Annotated in this window: 16 protein-coding genes and 1 tRNA gene; 12 read left to right on the top strand and 5 right to left on the bottom strand. The window is 68.8% G+C overall.

The genetic code is table 11. The features are described from left to right. Positions 1-56: 56 nt before the first annotated feature. From rplM to prfA, 4 genes are all read left to right on the top strand, one after another. On the top strand, positions 57-509 hold the full coding sequence (gene rplM / locus KUG41_RS06965; RefSeq protein ID WP_216902527.1) for a 50S ribosomal protein L13: 453 nt from the start codon (positions 57-59) through the stop codon (positions 507-509). Further along, positions 506-913, top strand: a complete 408-nt coding sequence (rpsI, locus tag KUG41_RS06960) for a 30S ribosomal protein S9 (RefSeq protein WP_216902525.1) — start codon at positions 506-508, stop codon at positions 911-913. Before rplM ends, rpsI begins: the two co-directional genes overlap by 4 nt. An 8-nt stretch (positions 914-921) precedes the next feature. Beyond that, a complete protein-coding gene (gene rpmE / locus KUG41_RS06955; RefSeq protein WP_216902523.1) occupies positions 922-1,227 on the top strand; it encodes a 50S ribosomal protein L31 in 306 nt (101 codons plus the stop codon). A gap of 115 nt (positions 1,228-1,342) precedes the next feature. After that, on the top strand, positions 1,343-2,458 hold the full coding sequence (gene prfA / locus KUG41_RS06950) for a peptide chain release factor 1 (protein ID WP_216902521.1): 1,116 nt from the start codon (positions 1,343-1,345) through the stop codon (positions 2,456-2,458). A 12-nt stretch (positions 2,459-2,470) separates the two neighbouring features. Here prfA and KUG41_RS06945 read toward each other — a convergent pair whose 3' ends face one another. Continuing rightward, entirely contained in the window at positions 2,471-2,971 is a 501-nt protein-coding gene (locus KUG41_RS06945; protein ID WP_216902519.1) for an HNH endonuclease, read from the bottom strand. Positions 2,972-3,045: 74 nt separating this feature from the next. Between KUG41_RS06945 and alr the strand changes: the two genes are divergently transcribed. Both alr and KUG41_RS06935 read left to right on the top strand, forming a co-directional pair. Further along, positions 3,046-4,269 (top strand): alanine racemase, encoded by a 1,224-nt coding sequence (gene alr, locus KUG41_RS06940; RefSeq protein ID WP_216902517.1) that lies wholly within the window; start codon positions 3,046-3,048, stop codon positions 4,267-4,269. An 18-nt stretch (positions 4,270-4,287) separates the two neighbouring features. After that, a tRNA-Ser gene (locus tag KUG41_RS06935) sits at positions 4,288-4,376 on the top strand. A gap of 36 nt (positions 4,377-4,412) precedes the next feature. Here the strand turns inward: KUG41_RS06935 and KUG41_RS06930 are convergent. Beyond that, complete coding sequence (locus KUG41_RS06930; protein ID WP_216902515.1) at positions 4,413-5,099, bottom strand: GAP family protein; 687 nt, start codon at positions 5,097-5,099, stop codon at positions 4,413-4,415. A 14-nt stretch (positions 5,100-5,113) separates the two neighbouring features. Further along, complete coding sequence (locus KUG41_RS06925; RefSeq protein WP_216902513.1) at positions 5,114-6,034, bottom strand: serine hydrolase; 921 nt, start codon at positions 6,032-6,034, stop codon at positions 5,114-5,116. An 18-nt stretch (positions 6,035-6,052) separates the two neighbouring features. On the opposite strand from KUG41_RS06925, the gene KUG41_RS06920 reads away from it, so the two are divergent. From KUG41_RS06920 to KUG41_RS06905, 4 genes are all read left to right on the top strand, one after another. Continuing rightward, on the top strand, positions 6,053-6,793 hold the full coding sequence (locus tag KUG41_RS06920; RefSeq protein WP_216902511.1) for a C40 family peptidase: 741 nt from the start codon (positions 6,053-6,055) through the stop codon (positions 6,791-6,793). Next, positions 6,768-7,796: a glycosyltransferase family 2 protein gene (locus KUG41_RS06915; RefSeq protein ID WP_216902509.1), complete on the top strand. Its 1,029-nt coding sequence runs from the start codon at positions 6,768-6,770 to the stop codon at positions 7,794-7,796. Before KUG41_RS06920 ends, KUG41_RS06915 begins: the two co-directional genes overlap by 26 nt. Before the next feature lie 83 nt (positions 7,797-7,879). Continuing rightward, complete coding sequence (locus tag KUG41_RS06910; protein ID WP_015109434.1) at positions 7,880-7,996, top strand: photosystem I reaction center subunit VIII; 117 nt, start codon at positions 7,880-7,882, stop codon at positions 7,994-7,996. A gap of 62 nt (positions 7,997-8,058) precedes the next feature. Next, positions 8,059-8,550: a photosystem I reaction center subunit XI gene (locus KUG41_RS06905; protein WP_216902507.1), complete on the top strand. Its 492-nt coding sequence runs from the start codon at positions 8,059-8,061 to the stop codon at positions 8,548-8,550. A gap of 487 nt (positions 8,551-9,037) precedes the next feature. Here KUG41_RS06905 and psaB read toward each other — a convergent pair whose 3' ends face one another. Together psaB and psaA are read right to left on the bottom strand one after the other, a co-directional pair. Continuing rightward, positions 9,038-11,263, bottom strand: coding sequence for a photosystem I core protein PsaB (gene psaB / locus KUG41_RS06900; RefSeq protein WP_216902506.1), 2,226 nt, complete (start codon positions 11,261-11,263; stop codon positions 9,038-9,040). A gap of 20 nt (positions 11,264-11,283) precedes the next feature. Further along, positions 11,284-13,587 carry a photosystem I core protein PsaA gene (gene psaA, locus KUG41_RS06895; RefSeq protein ID WP_216902504.1) on the bottom strand — a complete coding sequence of 768 codons (2,304 nt, stop codon included), beginning with the start codon at positions 13,585-13,587 and terminating at the stop codon, positions 11,284-11,286. Between the two features lie 427 nt (positions 13,588-14,014). Here psaA and KUG41_RS06890 point away from each other — a divergent pair, with 427 nt between their 5' ends. Together KUG41_RS06890 and KUG41_RS06885 are read left to right on the top strand one after the other, a co-directional pair. Beyond that, on the top strand, positions 14,015-15,346 hold the full coding sequence (locus KUG41_RS06890) for a hypothetical protein (RefSeq protein WP_216902502.1): 1,332 nt from the start codon (positions 14,015-14,017) through the stop codon (positions 15,344-15,346). 53 nt (positions 15,347-15,399) lie between these two features. Beyond that, positions 15,400-16,999 (top strand): cobalamin biosynthesis protein (locus tag KUG41_RS06885; protein WP_216902645.1); only part of this gene is annotated, 1,600 nt, incomplete at its 3' end.

Genomic DNA, 16,999 nt, shown 5'->3' with positions numbered 1-16,999 from the left:
CCTGTCCCGACCCATCCTGCTGCGATGGGCTCACCCCAAACCGGCCCGCCGGCGCGATGAACAAGACAACCCCACCCTCCATCGATTCGCTCGAGCGCCAGTGGTATCTGGTCGACGCAGCGGATCAGACTCTCGGTCGACTGGCCAGCGAAGTGGCCCAGGTGCTGCGCGGCAAGAACAAGCCCACCTTCACCCCTCACCTCGACACCGGTGACTTCGTGGTGGTGATCAACGCCGAGAAGATCCGCGTCAGCGGTAACAAGGCCACCCAGAAGATCTACCGCCGCCATTCCGGCCGTCCCGGCGGCATGAAGACCGAAACCTTCGAGCACCTGCAGGCCCGCCTGCCGGAGCGCATCGTCGAGAAGGCCATCAAGGGGATGCTTCCCCACAACGCCCTCGGCCGTCAGCTGTTCCGCAAGCTCAAGGTCTACAAGGGCACCGAGCATCCGCATGCCGCCCAGAAGCCCCAGCCCCTCGCCCTCGATCCCGCCGCCGCCGCCCGATGACCAGCACCTCCAATCGCGTCGTCTACTGGGGCACGGGCCGTCGCAAGACCGCCGTGGCCCGGGTCCGGGTCGTCCCCGGAGCCGGCAGCGTCACCATCAACGGCCGTCCCGGTGACAACTACCTCAACTACAACCCCGTCTACCTGGCGGCGGTGAAGGCCCCTCTCCAGACCCTCGGCCTGGAAAGTCAGTACGACCTGCTGGTGAACGTGCGCGGCGGTGGCCTCACCGGCCAGGCCGATGCCATCAAGCAGGGCGCGGCGCGGGCCCTGTGCGACCTCTCCCCCGACAACCGCAAGCCGCTCAAGATCGAAGGCCACCTGAGCCGCGATCCCCGGGCCAAGGAGCGTCGCAAGTACGGCCTCAAGAAAGCCCGCAAGGCTCCCCAGTTCTCCAAGCGCTGATTCTCATCATGCCGAAGCCCGACATCCACCCCACCTGGTATCCCGACGCCAAGGTGATCTGCAATGGGGAGGTGGTCATGACCACCGGCTCCACCCAGCCCGAGCTCACGGTCGACGTCTGGAGCGGCAACCACCCCTTCTACACCGGCACCCAGAAGATCCTCGACACCGAGGGCCGGGTGGATCGCTTCATGCGCAAGTACGGCATGGGCAGCACCGATTCCGCCTCCGGCACCAAGAAGGCCGCCAAGCCTGCCGAGGCTCCTTCAGAAGCCGCCGAACCTGCAGCCGAACCTGCCGCTGCCGAAGCCTGATCCGGCCCAGGCGTTTCCCTGGCCGGGTGCCCCAGGCATCCGGCCGTTTTTTTGGGTCCGTTCCCGGCGAGCCCCCCTGCCGCCCCGGAGGGCGCTCCCCTGATCGGCACCGTCCATGGACTCCGAGCTGCTCCAATCCCGTCTGGACACTGTCTGCCGCACCTTCACCACCCTGGAGCGGCAACTGGCGGACCCGGCGGTGGCCTCCGATCCCGGCCGGCTGCAGGAGCTGGCCCGGGAACGGGCCCGGCTCGAGCCCCTGGTCAACGATTACCACCAGCTGCGCAAGCTGGAGCAGGAACGGGAGCAGGCCCGGACGCTGCTGAAGGAGCCCCGGGGCGACGCCGACGCCGAAGAGCTGGCCGCCCTGGCCACCGAGGAGCTGGTCAGCCTTGAGGCGCGCCTCACTGCCCTGGGGGAGCGTCTCACCCTGGCCATGCTCCCCTCCGATCCCCGCGACGAGCGCAGCGTGATGCTGGAGATCCGCGCCGGCGCCGGCGGCGACGAGGCCAGCCTGTGGGCAGGCGATCTGGCCCGCATGTACGAGCGCTACGCCCAGGGCCAGGGCTGGCAGGTGCAGCCCGTGAGTGCTTCGGAGGCGGATCTGGGGGGCTACAAGGAACTGATCCTGGCGATCCGAGGCGAGGCGGTCTACAGCCGGCTGAAGTTCGAGGCGGGCGTGCACCGGGTGCAGCGGGTGCCGGCCACCGAATCCCAGGGACGGGTGCACACCTCCACGGCCACCGTGGCGGTGATGCCCGAGGCCGACCCGGTGGAGGTGCAGATCGATCCCGGCGATCTGGACATCAGCACGGCCCGCTCGGGGGGCGCCGGTGGCCAGAACGTCAACAAGGTGGAAACGGCCGTGGATCTGCTCCACAAGCCCACCGGCATCCGGGTGTTCTGCACCCAGGAACGCTCCCAGCTCCAGAACCGGGAGCGGGCCATGGAGATCCTGCGGGCCAAGCTCAACGAGCGCCAGCTGGCGGAGGCCAACGCCGAGGAGCGCTCCGTGCGCCGCGCCCAGGTGGGCAGCGGCGACCGCAGCGAGAAGATCCGCACCTACAACGCCAAGGACAACCGGGTGACCGACCACCGGCTGGGGCGCAACTTTTCCCTCGAACCCGTGCTCACCGGCCAGCTTGACGACCTGATCGGCGCCTGCATCGCCGAGGAGCAGCGCCAGGCCCTCGAGGCCCTGGCCCTGGAAGCCAGCGGCACGGGAGGCTGAAGCGTGGGCTGCTCAGGCGCCGATCACGTATTTGGCCCACTCCTGGTGCTGGCCGGAGCGGATGCGGCGGTTGGCCTCGAAGCTGAGGCTGCCCAGGGGGCGGCGGGGCTCCCGGGCCAGGGGCATGGCCGCCTCCCGGGGGGTGCGGTTGCCCTTGCGCACATTGCAGGGCAGGCAGGCGGTGGTGACGTTCTCCCAGATGTCGGTGCCGCCGCGGCTGCGGGGCACCACGTGGTCGATGGAGAGCTGGTCGCCACTGAAGCCGCAGTACTGGCAGGAATGGCCGTCGCGCTGGAACACGTTGCGGCGGGTGAGGGGCAGTTGCTTGTACGGAACCCGCACGAACTGGCGCAGGCGGATCACGGTGGGCAGGAAATGGTCCGGGCGGATGGCACGCTCGGGGTCATGCTCGAGTCCTTCGGCCTTCCCCTTGAGCAGCATCACCATGGCCCGACGCCAGGTGGTGATGTTCAGCGGTTCGTAGGACGCATTCAGAACGAGAACGTGGCCCATGCCAGTCCGCTGGATAGGCGGCATGCTAACGGGATTCCCATGAGAATCATGGCCTGCTCCCATACGTCCCGCCCATGACCCGTTCCTCGCTCGTCCCGGCCGGCGCGACGGAGGAGACCGGCGAGTCGCGGCAGCGGGCCTGGGTGGAGGTGAACACGGCGGCGATCCAGGCCAACGTGCGGGCCCTGCGGCGCCACATCGGCCCTGACACCCAGCTGATGGCGGTGGTCAAGGCCGATGCCTACGGCCACGGCGCCCTGCCCGTGGCCCGCGCCGCCCTGGAGGCGGGGGCGGCCTGTTTCGGCGTCGCCACCCTGGCGGAAGGGGTGCAGCTGCGGCGCGCCGGCATCTGGGCCCCGGTGCTCGTTCTCGGCAACCTCACCCAGCCCGAGGAACTGCGCAGCTGCCTGCGCTGGCAGCTGATGCCCACCCTCAGCAGCATGCGGGAGGCGCTCCTGTGCCAGAACCTGGCCAGCGGCAGCGGCCGTGCCATGGCCGTGCAGCTCAAGCTCGACACCGGCATGGCCCGCCTCGGCGCCGACTGGCAGGAGGGACCCCGGCTGGTGGCGGCCCTGGGCGGCATGGACGCCATCGAGCTGGTGGGGATCTATTCCCACCTGGCCTGCGCCGATGCCGCCCCCGGGGAGGACGACGGCCTCAGCGAGCTCCAGCAGCGGCGCTTCGAGTCGGTGCTGACCAGCCTGGCGGAGCAGAGGCTGGAGGCCGGGTGCCGTCACCTGGCCAATTCGGCGGGCACCCTGCGCAGCCGTCAGCAGCACTTCGACCTCGTGCGGGTGGGCCTGGCCCTCTACGGCCACCCACCGGCCCCCCACCTGGCCGGGGTCGTGCCCCTGCGGCCGGCCCTCGGGATCCATGCCCGGGTCACCCTGCTGCGCGAGGTGGGCGCCGGGGTCGGGGTGAGCTACGGCCACCGCTTCCGGACCAGCCGCCCCAGCCGGCTGGCGGTGGTCTCGATCGGCTACGCCGACGGCGTGCCCCGCCAGCTCTCCGACCGCATGGAGGTGCTGTTCGAAGGGCGGCGCCTGCCCCAGGTGGGCGCGATCACCATGGACCAGCTGGTGATTGACGCCACCGACGCTCCCCGGATCGAGGTGGGCAGCGTGGTCACCCTGCTGGGGGAACAGCAGGGGCAGGCGATCGGCCCGATCGACTGGAGCGAGCGCTGCGGCACGATTCCCTGGGAGATCCTCTGCGGCTTCAAGCACCGCCTGCCGCGCCTGGCGGTGGCTCCGGAACCGGGAGCGCCCATCGCCCCGGAGTCGGCGGCTGAGCCCTGATAAGCTCTCTGGGCCACTGGAGAGGTGGCTGAGTGGTTGAAAGCGGCTCCCTGCTAAGGAGTTACAGGAGGCAACTTCTGTCGAGGGTTCGAATCCCTCCCTCTCCGTTCCAGGCCCCACCGTGGGCACCGACGCCAGGCCCCTCAGAGCCTGGCCAGGCCACTGAAAGTGAGATAGGCGGCGAACACGAAACAGAGCCCGGCGTTGATCTGGCGCTGGTGGATCAGCGTCCACCGGGAGAGCTGCTCCAGCCGGGCCCGACCCCAGCCGCCGGTGAAGGTCAGGGCCAGGGGCGGCAGCAGCGAGGCCGCCAGGGTGATCAGGCTGACCAGCAGCACCAGGGTCACCAGCACATCGGGCCGGAGGCCGGCGCGGGCCAGGTCCTGCAGCGCCGGCAGATACAGCACCAGGGAGGTGAGGTTGCCGGCCATGAGGGCCAGTCCCAGCCCGAAGGAACGGGCCGGTGATCGGCCCGCCCCCCCTCCCGGGGCCTCCTCTGCCGACGCCATCGCGCCCTGGTGCTGCAGGGCACCGCAGCCGATGGCCAGCAGCACCAGGGCCAGCACCAGATGGATCCCCGCTGACACCGGATCGGCGCCCGCGGTGGGACGGGCGGGCAGGGAGACGCCCGAACCGAGCCCCAGCAGGGCCCAGATCGCCACCACGGCCGCGTTGCCGGCGACGAAGGCCCAGCTCTGCCTGAGGCCGGATCCAGGAGCAGTGAGGGTGCGCATCTGTCCCACCAGCAGCATCGGGCTCACCGCCGCCCCCAGGGCGAGCGGGACCACATCGACCGGCAGGGCAGCCAAGGGGGCGGAACGGCGCAGCATGATGCTACGCAGACTCAGGCGGCCAGCAGGGCGGAGGCGATCTGCGGCAGCAGGGTGGCATCGGCGGCCCTGACCCTTCCCTCGCTGAAGACCACCAGCAGCATCGGCATCCTGCCCTCCACCTCCAGGTAGGCGGCATCGTGACGGGCCTGACTCATCCAGCCGGCCTTGCTCCACAGCCGGGACCCCTGCGGCAGCCCGGCCCCGAGAAAGCCATCCACCTGGTTCTCGGGATCGGCGGCCCGCTCCCCCGGGTCGAGCGAGCGCTGCAGGAGGTCCATCATGCGGCGGCAGGCCGGCGGGGACACGATCCCTCCAGCCACCACCGCATGCAGCAGGCGGGCCGTGAAGTCGGTGCTGAGGCGATTGCGGTTCTCCAGTCCAGGACCGTAGAAGTCGCGCTCGCGGCCGTAGGGGCCCTCGGCCCAGGTCTTCTGGCAGGCGTTCTCCGCCCTGGTCTCGCTCCAGCCCAGGCTGGCCAGCCAGCCATTCACCAGCTGCCGCTGACGGCACCAGGCCTGGTACCGCTCCGGGGGCAGGGACGGGCCGCTGGTGGTCCCGGTGAGCAGATCCAGCACCAGGGAAGTGGCGTCGTTGCCCGAGTCCCGCACCATGTCGGCCAGGGCCCGGCGCAGCTCGGGGCAATCGTCGATCAGCTGGCGCTGCAGCCAGGTCTCGGCAGCCACCAGATACACCAGCTTCACCACACTGGCGGGGTAGCGCGGTCGCTCCCCCGACCAGTTGGCCCCCGTCACCGGCTGGCCCCAGAACGTCTCGTGGCCCATCGCATCGGCTGCGCCGATCAGGGAAGCCCCGTACCGCAGCCAGGTGACCGAAAGCTGCTCCCCCAGCCCCGGCCGGCCGTCCTGCTCCAGCTGGGCGACGAGCTGGCCGAGAATCTGGGCCATGGCCGGATCAGGGCTGTAGAACGCCATCAGCGGCGACACCATGTGATGGCGACCTTAGGCACCCTGCCGGCGCCGGGCAGCTGCTGGGCCCTGACGCAGCCGCTGGAGGCCTACAGCCGGCCGGTCGGGCCAGGGCTGGCCACCCAGGTGCGGGCGGGCCGCCACCTGAAGGTGCTGACAGCGGCCGGCGCCCCCTCCGCTGCCGGCGTTTCGAAACGACTGCGTGTGCGGCTGCACGAGGACGGCTACCCCTGCTGGGTGGAGAGCGACGAGCTGGAAGCCCGGGCCTGCCCCGCCCGGCCGCCCTCCCTGGCCCGCCTGGACCGCAGCCGGATCGTTGCTCGCCTGGAGGAGGTGCTCGCATGGGCCGAGGCCGCCCGCCACCAGCCCAACCGATACCTCTGGGGCGGAACCCTGGGCCCGGACTTCGACTGCTCGGGACTGGTGCAGACCGCCTTCGCCCGGGCCGGCATCTGGCTGCCCCGGGATGCCTATCTGCAGGAGCGCTTCTGCCGGCCTGTGGCGGTCCGCAGCGGCATCACCAGCCTGCTGGCTCCCGGCGACCTGATCTTCTTCGGCACCTCCCGGCGCTGTACCCACGTGGGGCTGCACCTGGGCGGCGGCCGCTACCTGCACAGCTCCGGGCGGCAGCACGGCCGGGACGGCATCGGCATCGATGACATCCACCCCCACAACCGGGATCCGGTGGCCAGCCACTACCGCGCCGAGCTGCGCGGGGCGGGACGGGTGATGCACAGCCATGACGGCAGTCCCCTGCCCCCCTAAGTTCGGAACTCCGGCCCCGGGGGGTCATGGCGGAGCTGCTTTGGCCCAGAATCCTGAACTCTCGGTGGTGGTGCCCCTCTACAACGAGGAGGCCAGCCTGACCGCCCTGGTCGAGCAGTTGCTGGGAGCTCTGCGGCCGCTGGGCCGATCCTTCCAGCTGGTGCTGGTGGACGACGGCTCGAAGGACGGCACCCAGGCGGTGCTGACCGACCTGGTCGACCGCGTGCCGGAACTGGTGGCTGTGCTGCTGCGTCGCAACTACGGCCAGACCGCCGCCATGGCCGCAGGCTTCGATGTCAGCAGCGGCGAAGTGATCGTGACCCTCGATGGGGATCTCCAGAACGATCCCGCCGACATCCCCCTGCTGCTGGCCCGCCTGGAGCAGGACGGACTCGATCTGGTGAGCGGCTGGCGCCACCAGCGCCAGGACGGGGCCCTCAACCGGCTGCTGCCCTCCCTGCTGGCCAACCGGCTCATCGCCCGGGTCACGGGGGTACGGCTGCACGACTACGGCTGCTCGCTGAAGGCCTACCGGCGGGAGGTGCTCAGCGACATGAATCTCTACGGAGAACTGCACCGTTTCCTGCCGGCCCTGGCCTTCATTGAAGGGGCCCGGATCGGCGAGGTGAAGGTATCCCACCATCCCCGCCGGTTCGGCCGCAGCAACTACGGCATTGATCGCACCTTCCGGGTGCTGATGGACCTGCTGACGGTCTGGTTCATGAAGCGCTTCCTGACCCGGCCGATGCATGTGTTCGGCTTCGCCGGCCTGGTGACCATGGGGGCGGGGCTGGCCATCGCCGCCTGGCTGGTGGGCGAAAAGCTGATGCTGGGGGCCGACATCGGCAACCGGCCGCTGCTGCTGATGGCGGTGCTGGCCATCCTGAGCGGGGTGCAGATCTTCTGTTTCGGCCTGCTGGCCGAGCTGCAGATGCGCACGTATCACGAAAGCCAGGGGCGACCCATCTACCGGGTGCGGGCCACGCTGCGGGGCAGCAGCTGAACTTTTATGTCGCCCCTCGGGTCCCTGAGAAGCCAGACAGGAAGGGCTCCTTACAGTACCGGCGGTTCTTACTGGCCCATGCCATGACTGGTGAATTTGCCGTTGCCTGGATGCCTTCCGTGATGGTTCCCCTGGTGGGAATCCTCGGCGCGGCGGTGGCCATGGCCCTGCTGTTCAACGTGATCGAGGCGACCGACTGACGACCGGCCCCGGCCCCAGCGTCATCCGCCTCCCCTTCTGACGACCACCCGACCCGCCTCCCATGACCGTGACCCCCGTGGCCGACCCGACCGTCGGCAATCTGGCCACCCCCGTCAACAGCAGCTACTTCACCAAGGCCTTCCTGAATGCCTTGCCGGCCTACAGACCGTCCCTGTCCCCCAATCGGCGGGGTCTGGAGGTGGGCATGGCCCACGGCTACTTCCTCTATGGCCCCTTCGCCTACGCCGGTCCCCTGCGGGCCACGGAGTTCGCGAGCACGGCAGGCCTGCTCGCCACCGTCGGCCTGGTGTCGATCCTCACCATCTGCCTGTCGATCTACGGCACCGCCGGCAGCGGCCCCAGCGTGCAGCCGCCCGACGCCACCATCGACAACCCCCCGGCCGACCTGTTCACCAAAGCCGGCTGGGCCGAGTTCGCCAGCGGCTTCTGGCTCGGCGGCTGCGGCGGCGCCGCCTTCGCCTGGTTCCTCTGCAGCACCGCCATCCAGTCCCCCCTGGCGAACATCGCCGGCGGCGTCTGGAGCGTCGGCTGAGCCCCCGCCGAAGGGCAACGTTCCCAGCCCCGCTGCGCGGGGCTTCCCCCCTCTCCTCGCTCCGCCCCCGGGCGGGGCTTTTTTGTTGGCAGGGAGGGTGACGCGGGGGACGGCGTTCGCCCTGGATCGGCTGGAGCGTCTGGGGACAAGGGGCAGTCCGGGTTGGGGGCAGGGACCATGCGATCGGGACAGGACCTCGACCAGAAGCCTCAGCAGACCAGCGGCCAGGGGTGGTGGGTGGCCACGGGTCCTGTCTTCAGTGGCCAGGAAGCACGTCCAGGGGTCAGCTGGGCCAGAGCCACTGGACTCTCTCTGTGCCCCTTGTCTGGGCGACGTTCCAGGAGCTGGAGGAGGCTGAAGAAGCCCGCACCCTGTGGAGCCCTTGGGGCCGAGCCGGAAGCGCGGCCCGGGAGCACGACCATGAAAAAACCCCCGGCTGACGCCGGGGGTGGAACCGTCCCTCGAAAGGGGGCAAGGGGCTGAGGGATCAGCCGAACTTGCCGGAAGTGGAAGCGATCAGGAAAGCGGCGTACGTGAGGATGTAGCCGATCGTGAAGTGGGCGAGACCCACCACCCGGGCCTGAACGATCGAGAGGGCGACGGGCTTGTCGCGCCAGCCCACCAGGTTGGCGAGAGGCGTGCGCTGATGCGCCCAGACGATGGTCTCGATCAGCTCCTGCCAGTAACCCCGCCAGGAGATCAGGAACATGAAGCCGGTGGCCCACACCAGGTGACCGAAGAGGAACATCCAGGCCCAGACAGCCAGGTTGTTGGATCCCATCGGGTTGTAGCCGTTGATCAGCTGGGAGCTGTTGAGCCACAGGTAATCGCGGAACCAGCCCATCAGATAGGTGCTGGATTCGTTGAACTGGGCCACGTTGCCCTGCCAGATGGCGAGGTGCTTCCAGTGCCAGTAGAAGGTGACCCAGCCCACGGTGTTCAGGGCCCAGAAGACCGCCAGGTAGAAGGCGTCCCAGGCCGAGATGTCGCAGGTGCCGCCACGGCCGGGGCCGTCGCAGGGGAAGGAGTAGCCGAAGTCCTTCTTGTCGGGCATCAGCTTGGAACCCCGGGCATCCAGGGCACCCTTCACCAGGATCAGGGTGGTGGTGTGCAGACCCAGCGCGATGGCGTGGTGCACCAGGAAGTCGCCAGGACCTATCTGCAGGAAGAGGGAGTTGTCCCCCGCATTCACCGCATCCAGCCAGCCCGGAATCCAGTAACCACCCGGTCCGGGAGGGTTGCTGACGATGCTGTCGGCGTTGGCCAGCAGCACATCCATGCCGTACAGAGCCTTGCCACTGGCGGCCTGAACGAACTGGGCGAAGACAGGCTCCACCAGGATCTGCTTCTCGGGGGTTCCGAAGGCGACCACCACGTCGTTGTGGACGTAGAGACCCAGGGTGTGGAAACCGAGGAACAGGGAGACCCAGCTCAGGTGGCTGATCAGGGCTTCCTTGTGCTCAAGCATCCGGGCAAGGACGTTGTCCTTGTTGGCTTCCGGGTCGTAGTCGCGGATGAAGAAGATCGCACCGTGGGCGAAGGCACCGCACATCAGGAAGATGGCGATGTACTGGTGGTGCGTGTAGAGGGCCGCCTGGGTGGTGTAGTCCTTGGCGATGAACGCATAGGACGGCAGCGCATACATGTGCTGCGCCACCAGGCTGGTGATCACCCCCAGGGAAGCAAGGGCGAGGCCCAGCTGGAAGTGGAGGGAGTTGTTGATCGTGTCGTAGAGGCCCTTGTGGCCGGCGCCCAGGGCACCCCCGAACGGCGTTCCCTTGGGGGGATTGTGCGCTTCGAGGATCTCGCGGATCGAGTGACCGATACCGAAGTTCGTCCGGTACATGTGGCCGGCGATCACGAAGAGGCAGCCGATGGCCAGGTGGTGATGGGCGATGTCCGTGAGCCACAGCGCTTCGGTCTGGGGGTGGAAACCACCCAGGAAGGTGAGGATCGCGGTGCCGGCCCCCTCGGAGGTGCCGAACACCTGACCGGTGGTGTCAGGGTTCTGGGCATAGACGCCCCAGTTGCCGGTGAAGAACGGAGCCAGACCGGCGGGGTGGGGTGAGACCGAGAGGAAGTTGTCCCAGCCGACGTGCTGACCCCGGGATTCGGGGATGGCGACGTGAACCAGGTGGCCGGTCCAGGCGATGGAACTGAAGCCGAACAGCACAGCCAGGTGGTGGTTGAGCCGCGATTCAGCGTTCTTGAACCAGGCCAGGGAAGGCAGGAACTTGGGCTGGAGATGGAGCCAGCCGGCGAACAGGGCCCATGCCGAGAGGATCAGCATGAAGATGGAACCCTGGTAGAGCTCCATGTTGGTCGTCATCCCGATCGTGTACCACCAGTGGTACAGACCGGAGTAGGCGATGTTCACCGGTGAGGTGGCGCCCGCCTGGGTGAAGGCGTCGATGGCGCCCTGGCCGAAGTGGGGATCCCAGATCGCGTGAGCGATGGGACGGACATGCAGCGGATCGGCGACCCACTGCTCATAGTTGCCCTGCCAGGCGATATGGAACAGGTTGCCCGAAACCCAGAGGCCGATGATCGCCAGGTGACCGAAGTGGGTGGAGAACAGCTTTTGGTAAAGCCGCTCCTCCGTCATTCCGTCATGGCTCTCGAAGTCGTGAGCCGTGGCGATGCCGTACCAGATACGGCGGGTTGTCGGGTCCTGTGCCAGACCCTGGCTGAACGAAGGAAATTTCGTTGCCATTGGGAAAGGTCAGGTGGAGGTCAGCCGACCGCGATGAGTCGGGACAGGAAGAAGGCCCAGGTGGTCGCGATACCGCCCAGCAGGTAGTGGGCGACACCGACGGCACGGCCTTGGGTGATGGAAAGCGCCCGCGGTTGGATGGCGGGAGCCACCTTCAGCTTGTTGTGAGCCCAGACGATGGACTCGATCAGCTCCTGCCAGTAGCCGCGGCCACTGAAGAGGAACATGAGGCTGAAGGCCCAGACGAAGTGGGCACCCAGGAACATCAGACCGTACGCACTGGAGGACGAGCCGTAGCTGTTGATCACCTGTGCGGCCTGAGCCCAGAGGAAGTCCCGCAGCCAGCCATTGATGGTGATGGCGCTTTGGGCGAAGTTGCCGTTGGTGATGTGCTGGACGCTGCCGTCGGCATTGACGGTGCCCCACACGTCGCTCTGCATCTTCCAGCTGAAGTGGAAAATGACGATCGACAGGGAGTTGTACATCCAGAACAGGCCGAGGAACACGTGGTCCCAGGCCGACACCTGACAGGTACCGCCACGGCCGGGGCCGTCGCAGGGGAAGCGGAAGCCCAGGTTCGCCTTGTCGGGGACGAGGCGGGAGCTGCGCGCATACAGCACACCCTTCAGCAGGATCAGCACGGTGACGTGGATCGTGAAGGCGTGGATGTGGTGGACCATGAAGTCGGCCGTTCCCAGGGGGATCGGCGCGGCGGCCACCTTGCCACCGACAGCGACGACGGTGCCGTTGAACACTTCGCTCACACCGGCCAGCGCATTGGGTGCGGTGGTGCCGGCGGCGGCGGCGTGCAGGCCCTGGATCCATTGGGCGAAGACGGGCTTCAGCTGGATCGCGGTGTCGCTGAACATGTCCTGGGGACGACCCAGGGCACTCATCGTGTCGTTGTGGATGTAAAGGCCGAAGCTGTGGAAGCCCAGGAAGATGCACACCCAGTTGAGGTGGCTGATCAGGGCATCACGGGCCTTGAGCACCCGATCGAGCACGTTGTCGATGTTCTTGGCCGGGTCGTAGTCGCGGATGAGTGCGATGGCCGCATGGGCACCTGCGCCGACGATCAGGAAGCCGCCGATCCACATGTGGTGGGTGAACAGCGACAGCTGGGTCGGGTAGTCGATACCGATGTAGGGATACGGAGGCATCGCATACATGTGGTGCGCCACGATGATCGTGAGCGAACCGAACAGCGCCAGGTTGAGACCCAGCTGGGCGTGCCAGGAGGTGGTCAGGAATTCGTAGAGCCCATCGTGACCTCTGGGCGCGGGGAACAGCAGGGGATCGCCCTTCTGGCCCTCGAGAATTTCCTTGATGCTGTGGCCGATGCCCCAGTTGGTGCGGTACATGTGACCCGCCACGATGAAGAGCACCGCGATCGCCAGGTGGTGATGGGCGATGTCCGTCATCCAGAGGCTGCCGGTCACAGGATTCAGCCCACCCTTGAAGGTGAGAAAATCGCTGTAGGCGGCCCAGTTGCCCGTGAAGAAGGCGGAGATCCCCACGCCGAAGCCGGGGAACAGCTGGGTCAGCAGATCCTGGTTGAGAAATTCGTGGGGGAGCGGGATGTCGGCCACCGAAGCGATGGTCTTGCCATTGAGCACCAGCGGGGTGCCGGCGTCGATGGCATCCATCAACTGGGTGGTGGGCAGCGACACGTGCAGCAGGTGACCTGTCCAGGACAGGGACCCGAGCCCGAGCAGACCGGCCAGGTGGTGGTTGAGCATGGACTCAACGTTCTGGAACCACTCCAGCTTCGGGGCTGCCTTGTGGTAATGGAAGACACCGGCGTTAAGCATGAGGCCGGCCATCACCAGGGCACCGATGGCGGTGCAGAGGAGCTGGAACTCGCTGGTGAAGCCCCAGGCTCTCCACACATGGAAGAGGCCTGAGGTGATCTGGATGCCGTGGAAGCCGGCCCCCACATCACCATTGAGAATTTCCTGGCCGAAGATCGGCCAGACCACCTGGGCACTGGGTTTGACGTGCAGGGGGTCGGCCAGCCAGCCGGTGTAGTTGGAGAAGCGGGCACCGTGATAGAAGGCGCCGCTCAGCCAGATGAAGATGACGGCCAGGTGGCCGAAGTGAGCGCTGAAGATCTTCCGGGAGACCTCTTCGAGGTCGCTCGTGTGGCTGTCGAAATCGTGAGCGTTGGCGTGGAGGTTCCAAATCCAGGTGGTGGTTTTGGGACCTTTGGCGAGGGTGCGATCGAAGTGGCCGGGCTTGCCGAACACTGCGGGATCGGCCGGAACGGGGTTCCGGTCAACCATGTCCTTCGCCGTTTTCCCACGCTCTGGTGGGCTGATGGTCATCGAGACGTTCCTCGAGGGACGGGGTCGAGGTGGAGGTCCACCCCTTCGACGGACGCGGAAGGCTGGTCTGACGACCGGCCCGGCTCCATCGGTGGGCCCCATGACCGGGTTGAGCCGGCCATGGGCACCAGTCGCAGAGGGGGAGAAAACCCTTGCCACGACTGGGGCTTTGGGCCCCGAAAGGGGACCGCTGGCGGAAGTATAGGGGTCGAAAACAAGACGAATCGGCCGCCAGTCACAAAGGTTTAATCCCGGCGCTTCCAAGGCTGCGACTACGGTCTGGCGACAGGTTGTCAACAACGTAACAATCAGGAAAATGGCCGAGTTCCTATAACCTTTTGCGTCATTTTCCGGGCCGATTCAACTGCCGTTTTTCCGGCTTCCGCCCCGGAAGCAGAATGGCCCGCACGAACGACGGACAGAGCGCGTGGGCCGCAGGGGCGAAGAACAGGGATGGGAGGGGCTGAACGCTGCCCAGCCCTGGGCCGCCCTGGCGGTGGTGCTTCTGGTGCTGGTGCTGACCCTGACGGCGGCGCCGGCCTTCTCCCTTTCCCTGCCGGGACGCCGTCATGCGGCCACCCCGCCTGCCGGCGCCCTCGCCATGGGCCGCTCCGGCCTGCAGGAAGTGGCCCCTCCACCGGCGGTACAGCAATTGCAGCAGGCCCTCGACGGGCGACGCCCCCGGGTGGAGATCCTCTCCCCGGCGGATGGGGCTCTGCTGCCGGCAGGTCCCTGGGAGCTGCGGCTGCGGGTGGAGGACTGGCCCCTGGCGGATGCCGGCTCCCTGGGGCTCGGGGCCCATCTGGTGGTGCAGCTGGATGGGGATCCCCCCCTGCCGCTGACCACCACCTCCACCACCATGCGGCCCCTGGAACCGGGCAGCCACCGGCTCACCGTCTATGCGGCCCGGCCCTGGGGCGAAGTGGTGAAGAGCCCCGGCGCCCAGCGCCAGATCCGGCTGCACCGGGTCGCCAGCAACCCCCTCAGCCAGCCCGCTCCGGGCAGTCCCCAGCTGATCGCCGTCAGCCCCCGGGGTGAAGCCGCGGCCACGCCCCTGCTGCTCGACTGGCTGCTGCTCGACGCTCCGCTGCAGAACCTGAGGGCCGGCGACGCCAGCTGGCGGCTGCGGGTCAGCGTCAACGGTGACAGCTTCCTGGTGGATCACCAGACGCCCCTGTGGCTGGAGGGCTGGCGCACCGGCAGCAACACCATCCAGCTGGAGCTGCTCGATGGCATCGGCGAGCCCCTCAACCCACCCTTCAACAGCCTGGTGGGCGAAGTGTTGCTGGAACCCGGCGGCCAGCGGCCCCGCTGGCAGGGGGACCGCCTGGAGCCCGCCGAGCTGGCCAGCCTGCTGGGCGAGGCCCCACCCCCGGCCGAGCCGGAGCCAGAGCAGGAGCAGGAAGGGGAATCCGAGCCCGAAACGGCCACGCCGATGGGAGCCGAGCCTGAGATCGCGACGGCCTCGGAACAGGAACAGCAACAGGAACAGGAAATGCCACCGGAGGCGCCAGCGGCGATGGCCCCCGACGAGCCGGTGGAAGCCCCGGTGCAACCAGGCGAGCCGGAGACCGTCCCGATCGCTCCCGACGACGCCACGGCGGCTGCCGCCGTGGAGGCCGTCCCGGCCCCGGACCCGGATCCTGCCGACGCCGACCCTGTGGCAGGGGAACCAGCTGCGGCGCCCGCGGATGCGCCGGCCGCCGACGGGGCTCCCCCCGGCCGGCTGCAGCGGCTGCGCCAGAGGCTGGCGTCGTGAGCGGCGGCGAGCGCCGGATCGTCGGCATCGGCTTCGGCCCGACGGCCGCACCGATGCTTGAGCGACTCCGCCAGGCGGGGGTCCTGACTGTGGTGCGGGGCCAGGAGGAGGGAGGATCGGCCGCCTGGCTGGCAGACCAGTGGCCCGGGGCGAGCGCGGTGGTGGCCGTCGGCGCCTGCGCCCTGATGACCCGGCTGATCGCCCCACTGATCACCGACAAGGACAGCGATCCCGCCGTGGTGGTGGTGGATCCGGACGGTCGCTTCGTGGTGCCTCTTCTGGGGGGCCACGCCGCCGGGGGGGATCGGCTCAGCCAGGAGATCGCGGCCCTGGTCGACGGCCAGGCGGTGCTCACCGGGGCCGGCGCCGCCCGGGGCCGGCTGCCCCTTGATTCCTTCGGCCTGGCCTGGGGCTGGCGCCGGGGTGGCGGTGACTGGCGCCGGCTGATGGTGCAGGAGGCCCGGGGCCGCCGCAGCGCCCGCCTCCAGGAAAGCGGCACCGATCTGTGGCAGGAGCTGGACGCGACAGGCCCCAGCCTGGAATCAGTCCCCCCGGACCTGGTGATCGGGCCGCGCAGCGGCCCCGGCTGCCGCTGGCATCCCCCCAGCCTCTGGCTGGGCATCGGCTGCGAGCGGGACACGAGTCTGAGCCTGCTGGAGCGACTGGTGAACCGAGGGCTGGAGACGGCCGGACTGGCCCCCGAAGCCGTGGCCGGACTGGCCAGCATCGATCGCAAGGGGGACGAACCCGCCCTGCTGGGCCTGGCCGAGCGCCACGGCTGGCCCCTGCGGCTCTACGACGCCGCCAGCCTGTCCGGCATCGGAGTGCCCCACCCCTCAGAGGCGGTGGCCCGGGAGATGGGCACCCCGAGCGTGGCCGAAGCAGCGGCGCATCTGGCCGCATGCCACGCGTCGGACCCGGCGGCCTCCCCGACCGAAACCGCCGGGCTGCTGGTGGAGAAGCGGATCGAGCGGGCCGGCGCCGGGGAGCGGGGCGCCGGCACCCTGGCCGTTGCCCAGGCCGATCGCCAGTGGGCGCCACAGCGGGGCAGTCTCCATCTGGTGGGATCCGGCCCCGGCGCAATCGACCTGCTCAGCGGCGATGCTCGCCGTGCCCTGGCCGCGGCAACCGTTTGGGTGGGCTACGGGCTCTACCTCGATCTGCTGGAACCCCTGCGCCGGCCCGACCAGCTGCGCCGCGAAGGCCGCCTCACGGAGGAGCGGGCCCGCTGCGCCGAGGCCCTCGACCTGGCCCGCCAGGGCATCGACGTGGCCCTGATCTCCTCGGGAGACAGTGGCATCTACGGCATGGCGGGTCTGGCCCTGGAGCTCTGGCTGCAGCTGCCTGACCTCGACCGCCCCGCCTTCACGGTGCACCCAGGGCTCTCGGCCCTTCAGCTGGCTGCCGCCCGGGCGGGGGCGCCCCTGATGCACGACTTCTGCACCATCAGCCTGAGTGACCGGCTCACCCCCTGGGAGGTGATCGAGCGGCGCCTCCGGGGCGCGGCCAGCGGCGATTTCGTGGTGGCTCTCTACAACCCCCGCTCCCTCGGCCGTCCCTGGCAGCTGGGCAGAGCCATCGAGCTGCTGGGGGAGTGCCGGCCGGCCGGCACCCCGGTGCTGCTGGCCACGCAGCTGGGGCGGGCGGAGGAGC

The sequence above is a fragment of the Synechococcus sp. CCY 9618 genome (genome assembly GCF_019038415.1).
Taxonomy (GTDB): Bacteria; Cyanobacteriota; Cyanobacteriia; order PCC-6307; family Cyanobiaceae; genus Cyanobium.
This window is presented reverse-complemented; position numbering and strand designations above follow the sequence as displayed.